The 8,682-nt window shown below is 50.0% G+C and carries 10 protein-coding genes; 5 read left to right on the top strand and 5 right to left on the bottom strand.

The annotated features are described in order from the left end of the window. Positions 1–8 precede the first annotated feature (8 nt). Together Q0231_RS09765 and ctlX are read left to right on the top strand one after the other, a co-directional pair. Complete coding sequence (locus Q0231_RS09765; RefSeq protein ID WP_299347472.1) at positions 9–1,016, top strand: hypothetical protein; 1,008 nt, start codon at positions 9–11, stop codon at positions 1,014–1,016. A 5-nt stretch (positions 1,017–1,021) separates the two neighbouring features. Beyond that, complete coding sequence (gene ctlX, locus Q0231_RS09770) at positions 1,022–1,987, top strand: citrulline utilization hydrolase CtlX (RefSeq protein WP_299347458.1); 966 nt, start codon at positions 1,022–1,024, stop codon at positions 1,985–1,987. On the opposite strand, the gene Q0231_RS09775 is transcribed toward ctlX, so the two are convergent. Next, complete coding sequence (locus Q0231_RS09775; protein WP_299347459.1) at positions 1,984–2,655, bottom strand: glutathione S-transferase family protein; 672 nt, start codon at positions 2,653–2,655, stop codon at positions 1,984–1,986. The genes ctlX and Q0231_RS09775 overlap by 4 nt on opposite strands. A gap of 77 nt (positions 2,656–2,732) precedes the next feature. On the opposite strand from Q0231_RS09775, the gene Q0231_RS09780 reads away from it, so the two are divergent. Then, a complete protein-coding gene (locus Q0231_RS09780) occupies positions 2,733–3,164 on the top strand; it encodes a MarR family winged helix-turn-helix transcriptional regulator (protein ID WP_299347460.1) in 432 nt (143 codons plus the stop codon). 20 nt (positions 3,165–3,184) lie between these two features. Here the strand turns inward: Q0231_RS09780 and Q0231_RS09785 are convergent, their stop codons facing one another. Continuing rightward, positions 3,185–3,538, bottom strand: a complete 354-nt coding sequence (locus tag Q0231_RS09785) for a DUF1801 domain-containing protein (protein ID WP_269392657.1) — start codon at positions 3,536–3,538, stop codon at positions 3,185–3,187. Positions 3,539–3,676: 138 nt separating this feature from the next. Next, positions 3,677–4,864, bottom strand: a complete 1,188-nt coding sequence (locus tag Q0231_RS09790; protein WP_299347463.1) for an amino acid aminotransferase — start codon at positions 4,862–4,864, stop codon at positions 3,677–3,679. Positions 4,865–5,010: 146 nt separating this feature from the next. Between Q0231_RS09790 and Q0231_RS09795 the strand changes: the two genes are divergently transcribed. Beyond that, positions 5,011–5,841, top strand: coding sequence for a VCBS repeat-containing protein (locus Q0231_RS09795; protein WP_299347465.1), 831 nt, complete (start codon positions 5,011–5,013; stop codon positions 5,839–5,841). Positions 5,842–5,974: 133 nt separating this feature from the next. Continuing rightward, on the top strand, positions 5,975–7,144 hold the full coding sequence (locus Q0231_RS09800) for a M20 aminoacylase family protein (RefSeq protein WP_299347467.1): 1,170 nt from the start codon (positions 5,975–5,977) through the stop codon (positions 7,142–7,144). Between the two features lie 56 nt (positions 7,145–7,200). Here Q0231_RS09800 and Q0231_RS09805 read toward each other — a convergent pair whose 3' ends face one another. Together Q0231_RS09805 and Q0231_RS09810 are read right to left on the bottom strand one after the other, a co-directional pair. Then, on the bottom strand, positions 7,201–8,130 hold the full coding sequence (locus Q0231_RS09805; protein WP_299347469.1) for a 2-hydroxyacid dehydrogenase: 930 nt from the start codon (positions 8,128–8,130) through the stop codon (positions 7,201–7,203). After that, positions 8,127–8,682, bottom strand: a 556-nt coding sequence (locus Q0231_RS09810) for an AEC family transporter (RefSeq protein WP_299347470.1), incomplete at its 5' end; no start/stop codon positions are given. The genes Q0231_RS09810 and Q0231_RS09805, both read right to left, overlap by 4 nt.

The raw sequence follows: 8,682 nt of genomic DNA on the forward strand, positions 1-8,682 counted from the left end.
CACAAAATGTGGTCAGCAGTTTATCTACCGGCGAATCTGTGGTGACCGCAGATGGACATTGGTTAAGCCAACATTGGTTGCACATCAACCAAGGTGGCTCAGAGGACAGTTTTTTGTTGCGACAAAAAGAGCTGAAACAGTTAGATCAGAACATTGAGGCCGACGAAGTCAGCCTTGAACAAGCGCAACAAGACAATGAATTGGTCAAAGCCAATAAAATCAACCACCAAGGTCAAATTGAACAGCTGCAGCTGGATGTCAACATGTCTCATCGCAAGCTGTCAGAATTGAATGGCCTGATACTCAATAAACAACAATTAATTGAGCAGCTAAAAAAGCAAGCGGCACAAAAAAATGAAGAAAGTGAGCAAGTCAGAAAGGCATTAGAAAACGACGAGGCCGCCATCAAAGCATCACGCACCCTGTTAGAACAAGCGATGAACGACTTGGTGGCTATAGAAACCAACAAACTCGAACTCCAGCAGCAACAGCAAGGTATCCAAGGCCAATACCAACAAAGCAAGTCACAACTCAACGACATATCCACGCGTTATTACCAACAAAAAATTGGCTTGGCCGCACACCAAAATAAAGTGCAAGCATTACAGCAGGGCATGATGCGAACACAAGACAACTTGGCACAATTAACGGCTCGAAAAGACCAGTTGTTACAACAAATGAGCCAAGATTTGGACCCCATGTCAGGCAAGCAGACGGATTTAGAACAACTGATTACTGACCGCATCAGCACAGAAAAATTAAGGGATGAAAAACGCCAAACAGTACAACAGTCACAAACGGCATTGGATGAATTAGAACGTGCCCGATCGGCGCACCAAAGCCAAATCGATCAAGCCCGCAGTGCGTTAGAACAAGCCAACTTAACGGCACAATCTAACAAAATGAAAGCCACTGGCTTTTATGAAGATTTGGACATGATTGCCGACCCGGACGATCCACGTGATCTTTTCGGCATGGTGCAGCGCGCCAAAACGCCAGAGCAGGCAGCGAGCTAAAACCAATGTTGCAGAAACGGCGAAGCGTTCAAGCTCCGAGCGCGGTGGTGATGGTGCGCCCGCACCATTTCCACCCAAATACGGAAACCGCAGGCGACAATAAATTTCAAAAGCACCCGACAGACGTGAGTGCAAATGAGATTGCCAAACGTGCGTTTGACGAAGTGACCCAGGCCGTCGCCAAGCTTGAAACATATGGCGTACGGGTGCATTTATTTGATGATGAAGGCACTGAAACGCCGGACAGCGTTTTTCCAAACAATTGGTTTTCCACCCATCCGGGCGGGCACATCGCTATCTATCCAATGTATGCGCCAAGCCGCCGCAAAGAACGTCGGGCCGACGTTATCGAAGAACTGAAGCGCTGTTATCGCGTTCAAGAAGTGGTGGATTATTCTGGCCTAGAGCCAGATCATATTTTTCTTGAAGGCACCGGAGCAATGGTTTTGGACCATGTTGAACGGGTCGCCTATGCGGTCAAATCCAACCGCCTCGATCCGATCGCGCTCGAGCGGTTCTGCACGCATTTTGGTTACGAACCAATGGTATTTGAAGCACAAGATGAAAGTGGTGCAGACGTTTATCACACCAATGTATTGATGAGCATCGCCACTGACTTTGTGTTGATTTCAACCGATATGATTGTGAACCCTGCACGCCGCGCCGAAATTATTGAACGCTTTGAGCAGTCGGGCCGCACCGTTGTCAATTTGAGTGCAGATCAGATCGCTTCATTCGCAGGAAATGCCATTGAATTATCAGGCACCGATGGTCGCCTATTGGCGTTGTCTCAGACTGGCGTTGACGCACTTAGCGTTGAGCAAAAACGCATCATTGGCAAAAGCGCCAAATTGCTGCCCTTGAGCGTGCCGACCATTGAAATGGCCGGCGGCTCTGTGCGTTGCATGATTGCGGGTATTCATTTGACGCCTCGCCTCAACAACGAAAGCGTAAAACTGCCGCCAAGTTAGGCCGCGATTTCCGTTTTGACCAAAGTTGCCAAATAGCCATCTCGCTTTTTAACAAAGGCCAATAGCTGGTCGTTATAGTTTGATGGCGCCGCATCGATTACGCTCTGGCGGGCCAAAACGGCATTGTGCCACGTGCGCAATTTTTCAGACCCTTGGTAAAAATCAAAGTCGCCAAGCGTTTCAAATGTTTGGATGTAGCGGAAAACGGTTCCCCAAACGCCATCCACCAGGTGGAAATTGTCACCGGCAAAAAACCGGCCTTCGACCTGTTCGTCGACCCGCGCGAATTTTTCTAAAAGCTCTTTGCGTTTTGTTTCAAACACTTCCTGTGTTTCTGCGGTATATAACCCCCATAGGGTTGCCAATGTTTGGGATGCAAATTCGATCCAGGCGCGGTGCTTGGCTTTTTGCAGCGGGTCTGTTGGGTGCAGCGAACCCGGGGTAACTTCATCAAGATACTCTGCGATCACCTGGCTTTCAAACAGAACGTTGTCATCAGCTTGCAGCACCGGCACTTTGCCCAAGGGTGAGAGCTTCAAGAACCAATCCGGTTTGTTGGCAAGGTCGATATCAATCCGCTCGAAGGGTACGTCTTTTTCCGCCAATACGATTAGAGCGCGCTGAACATAGGGGCAAAGCGGGAAGCTTATCAATTTGTAGTTAGGCATTTTCATCTCCATAAACATGCAACTGCATCTACCTATATGGACTTGCATTTAGATGCAACTGCATCTACCTTCACATTATGGTGATACCAAGTGAGCATACGCAAAAAGCATGGGCAGCACTGTTTCGGGCGCACACACTGGCGCATGAGGCAATTGAAGCTGAACTAAAGAAGGCCCGACTACCCAATTTGTCGTGGTATGATGTGTTGTGGGAACTCGAACAAACCTCTGAATGCGGCCTGCGCGCATTTGAGCTGCAACCAAAATTGTTGTTGCCGCAATATGGCATGTCGCGGTTGATTAATCGGATGGAAGCACAGGGGCTGATTGCCAAACACGACTGCCCAGAAGACGGCCGTGGGGTTGCCTTGTCCATCACCGACCAAGGACGAAAAATGCGACGCAAAATGTGGGCCGTTTACGGCCCGGCGATGCAAAAAGCGTTGGGCGAAAAACTCAGCGAAAATGAAATGGCACAATTAGCAACCATGTTGAAAAAACTCACCTAAACTTATCCTCCCAAAATTCGCTAAGTAATATCAGCACACTGGTGCAATAGTGGGATCAGGTGGGGAACTATGATGTCGCTTTGTGCATAGATCTTTATGTGCCGCCCGTCTTTGCCTTTTCCTTCTAAAAGGTTTTCTGGATCATCTAGTTTTGCGCCATGCACAAACCCCAAGTTGGCGTGGTCTTTGCCCCCATAAAGATAGACGACAGGTGTGTCGTGTTTATTCTTGTAAACAGGTGCGCCCCACTTCATGCCCTCTTTTGAATCCGGCAAGTGCGTATTTACGAGTTCGCGCAGACTGACCAGCAGCGTCTGCACAACTTCACTCTTGTCCGCAATATACGCGTCGACGCTGTCAGTGGGTTTTGGCATTGTGATTAACCTCCATTTTTAAAAGAAGTTAGCACACCGCATGCTTTTCATAATTGACGCACCTCAAAAAGGGAAGCAGAGAGGGTGACAGCCAAAAACGGGGCCCGAAGGCCCCGTAATTCTTTTAGGCTTTGGTGCCTACTTGCGGGCCAAATCGGCCAATGCATCGGCGAAAATGTCGATCTTATCAACACCAAGACCAGCGATATTCATGCGTGAGTTACCCACCATATAGACGCCATAGTCTTTTTTCAGTTTGGCCACGTCTTCTGGCGAAATGCCGATCAAAGAGAACATGCCACGGTGCTGAGCAATGAAATCATAATCCGCGCTGTTGGAGCGTTTACGCATGGCTTCTGCCAGGTTTTCACGGATCGTGACCATATGGTTGCGCACGTCGGTCAATTCGGCTTCCCATTCGGTGCGCAAGTCTTTGTCGTTCAAGATAATATTGACGATTTCTGCACCGTGATCGGGTGGCATTGAATAGTTGGCACGTGCCGCACCAAGCAATTGCGAGAAGGTTGTGTTGGCTGAATTTTCATCTGTTCCGATGATCATGGCACAGCCGACACGTTCGCGGTAAAGGCCAAAGTTTTTGGAGCATGATGCCGCCACTGCCATCTCAGGCAAGGTTGAAGCAAGTTTACGCAAGCCGTACGCATCTTCTTCCAAGCCATCGCCAAAACCAAGGTATGCGATATCAACCAGCACAAACACACCAGCATCTTCAATGATGTCAGTTAACTTGTCCCACTGATCGTTGGTCAGGTTTGCGCCAGTTGGGTTATGGCAGCAACCGTGTAGCAACAAGATATCGTCGCTGGTCATTTTGGTGACAGCGGCGCAAAGATCGTCAAAACGCACGTTACGCTTTTCTGCGTCAAAATAGGGGTATGTTGCTGTTTTAAGACCCGCAGCTTCCATCAACGGAATGTGGTTTGGCCAGGTTGGGTCAGAAATATAAACGGTTGCGCCAGGCTTTGCGATATTGAGCAAATCTGCGATCAAGCGCAAAGCGCCAGTGCCGCCGGGAGCTTGGGCTGCCCGCACACGATCGCGCGAAACGCTGTCGCCCAAAATTAGGTCGACCATTGAATTGTTAAAGCCAATATTGCCCGCCATACCTACGTAGGTCTTGGTGGTTTGGTCTTTCACCCGTTTGGCTTCCGCCTTTTGCACAGCCGTCATAATGGGCGTATTGCCCGTCGCGTCTTTATAGACGCCGACGCCTAGATCGATCTTATTGTCACGCTCGTCTGCAGCAAATTCAGCGATGAGCGCAATGATTTTGTCTTGTGGTGCGGGTGATAGATTTTCAAACATGACCTTGTTCCGGTTTGGATGTTTGTACCGTTTTTGGCACGGTATTTGTGTTAACCAGCGCAGACGTAACAAGCAAGTGATTTGCTTCGTCCATTCGTTCTATTCAGACTAAGAATTCTGGACCAGTTGATCAGGATTTCACGTCTATGCGCTTCTTTTCCCTGCCTGGCATTTTACTTATTCTATTGTCGGCATGTCTGCCAGCAATGGCCCAAGTTCCAACGCCACTGCCAAACAGCTTTGTTTCAATTGGCGAAAACCAGGTGGCACGTGCGTGGCTTGCGAACCCAACCACAAGCTATCAGCACTTTGTTTTGGGTGACAGATATGAAGCCGCGAGCCTTGTTGCTGAAATGCGGAATGGCGACATTTTGCAATATGATTTGCCCCAACATTTGGTGTTCGAGGATCGTCATGTTCGGTTAGCTGACTTAAACAACGATGGGAATGACGAATTGATCGTTGTGATGAGTTCGGCAGTGCAAGGGGCATCGCTGGCGGTTTTTGCCATCAAAGACGACATAAAATTGCTGGCTCAAACGCCGCATATTGGGTTGCCGTTTCGTTGGCTAAACCCAGCAGGCATCGCCGATTTTGACGGCGACGGGTTTCTTGAAATCGCCTTGGTGCAAAAGCCGCATTTGACAAAGCGACTAGAATTCTGGCGGTTGGAAAATGGGGACTTGCGGCGGGTTGCCGAATTGGATGGATATTCTAACCATCGCAATGGGTCGCGCCATCAGCAGATGAGCGCCGTCGTGGATGTGAACAAAGACGGCGTATCCGATTTGGTACTGCCCGGTCCAAACCGGAAAGTGCTTTACGCCGTGTCATTACTGCCTAAGCCAAACGTGATTGCGCAATGGCCGCTGAACGCCCCCATCGACGGCGATTTTGCGCTTAGATCGGAGAACGAGCGATATACTGTCGTTGTGACGCTAGAAAATGGTGCACAGCATGAGATAGGCTTGCATTAAGTTGATTATTGTCTGACATTTCCCTTTTCAATGCGAAAAGGTTGGTGCACAATAATGGTCCAACCACTGCGCAAGGGCTAACTCTTTAAAAGAGTATGCATGCGAATAACAAAAGACTTACGGGGAGATTACAGTGCCTATTATCAATCGTATCGCCGAGTTTCATGACGAGATTACTGCATGGCGACGCGACCTGCATGAAAACCCAGAAATATTGTATGAGGTGCACCGCACCGCCGGCAAGGTTGAAGAATTGCTCAAAAGCTTTGGCTGTGACGAAGTTGTGCCGGGCATTGGCCAAACCGGCGTCGTTGGCATAATCAAAGGCAATAAAACCGGCTCTGGCCGTGTCATTGGATTGCGCGCCGATATGGATGCGCTGCCGATCTTTGAAAAAACGGGATTAGAGCACGCCTCTAAAACCGATGGTGCCATGCATGCTTGTGGGCACGATGGGCACACTGCAATGCTTCTAGGCGCTGCTAAATATCTGGCGGAAACCCGCAATTTTGACGGCACGGTTGCTGTGATTTTCCAGCCAGCTGAAGAAGGTGGCGCGGGCGGCAAAGCCATGGTTGACGATGGCATGATGGAGCGATTTGGCATTGAAGAAGTGTTTGGCATGCACAATTTCCCCGGCATTCCCGTTGGTCAATTTGCTATTCGCGAAGGTGGCATCATGGCGGCGGCGGACCAGTGGACAATAAAAGTCACTGGTGTTGATAGCCATGCGGCAATGCCCCACCTGTCTGTTGATCCGGTTGTGATTTCTGCGCATATCATCACAGCATTACAAACGATTGTGTCACGCAATGTGGACCCAATTCAGTCGGCGGTTCTTTCAACCACCAAAATCAATGGTGGCTCGGCGTTCAACATTATTCCAATGAACGTGGAGATTTGTGGCACGGTGCGCGCGCTCAACCCTGAAGTGCGTGAAAACGTGAAAGCGCGGCTGATCTCGACCGCACAAGCAATTGCAGCAAGCTTTGGCGGCAAAGCTGACGTTGACTATAAAGATGGCTACCCAGTGACCATGAATGCCCCAGCGCAAACTGCGTTTGCCGCATCAATTGCGCAAAAACTAGTTGGCGAAGATCGCGTGGATACAAACGTTGAGCCGACCATGGGTGGCGAAGACTTTTCCTTCATGGCCAATGCGCGCCCTGGCGCCTTTATCATGATCGGCAATGGCGACACCGCTGGCCTTCACCAAGACACATACGACTTCAACGATGAAGTGATCCCCTACGGATCATCGTATTGGGCGCAATTGGTTGAAACGGCCATGCCCGCAAATTAGCAGCTTCCTGACCGAAGAGGCCACTCGCCCCGCCATTGTGCGGGGCATTTTTTTGCTCAGACCACTTTGTCGAGCAGTTCGCCGTTTTCAAAATAGGCGATCAGGTTTTCAACGACCTGACTGCTCATTTGCGCGCGGGTTTGTCGGGTGGCACTGCCGTTGTGCGGCGAAAGGATGACATTGTTAAGTTCTCGCAAAGCTTGTGGCACCTCAGGCTCGCCATCAAACACATCCAACGCTGCACCGCGCAAACCACCATTTGTCAGCAGGTCAATCAACGCGTCTTGATCCACCATATTGCCGCGCGCGATATTGACAAACGAACCGTTTGAACCCAACGCCTCCAAAACTTTACGGGAGATTATTCTGTTTGTCCCCTCGCCGCCCGGCGCGATCACCACCAACCAATCAACATTGCTGGCCATGTCGAGCAAACTATCGAAATAATGGTAAGGTTGGTCCTCTTGGTGCGTACGCCCATGATAGGCGACTTCCATATCAAATGCCGTCAACCGCGTAGCGATCGCTTTGCCGATCCGCCCTAGCCCCAAAATTCCTGCCTTTGCACCGGCAAGCTGACCGGTAAGGGGCCATTGCCCATCAGTTGACCAACGGCCAGTGCGTACATAATCATGACTTTGTGGGATCTGACGGGCGAGCGATACCATTAGACCAACAGTCAATTCCGCTACAGCAGCGTTTAAACGATTTGGGGTATTGGTAACGCGGACGCCCCGCGCTCTTGCGGCGTCAATATCGATATTGTCGTAACCAACGCCATAGTTTGCGATGATTTCAAGGTTGGGGAGTTGAGCAATTAGCTCAGCACTCACCTTGCCGCCACTCAATCCTTCAATCTTATAGCCGTGTTCCAACAAATATGCGCTTCGATTGTCCGCTTCATACAATTTGAACAGTTCAAATTGCGCGTCCAACATTTGAATACAATCGGCCGGGAGAGGCCCCGCCAGCAGGATTTTTCTCATGATAGAAACCACAGCCAGAATGAGATTGAGAATACGCTGATCAATGTGGAAAGCAGCACAGTGCTGGTGGCCACGTCAAGCGCACGGTTATAGTAGGTGGCAAAAATATAGGCATTTATGCCCGACGGCATAGCGGCCAACAATACAACCGCACGCGACACCTCATGCGGCACCCCTAAAATGGGCACCAGGATTACCCACGCCAAAAACGGATGTAGCAGCGTTTTAATCAGCGACATCATTGCTGCGGGCCACACGGCCTTTTTGATTGAGTATTGCGTGAGCGCTGCACCAAGACCGAATAAAGCTGTTGGCAGCACTGCTGCGACCATCATGATAGTGGCGTCATCCAAAACCTTTGGCAGCGACAGGCCGCTCAGGTTCAGGGTGACGCCGCAGGCGATGCCGATCAATAAAGGATTGGTTGCGATGCGCTTAAGCGCATCAATTATGGCGACACCAAGTGGGCGGCCGTCGCGCCGTGAAAGCTCCATGGTCATCATGCCGATGGTCATCAAGCTGGGTGCATGAAAACCAATAATAAGAAAAATG

This window comes from uncultured Maritalea sp. (assembly GCF_937139385.1).
Lineage (GTDB): Bacteria > Pseudomonadota > Alphaproteobacteria > Rhizobiales > Devosiaceae > Maritalea > Maritalea porphyrae_A.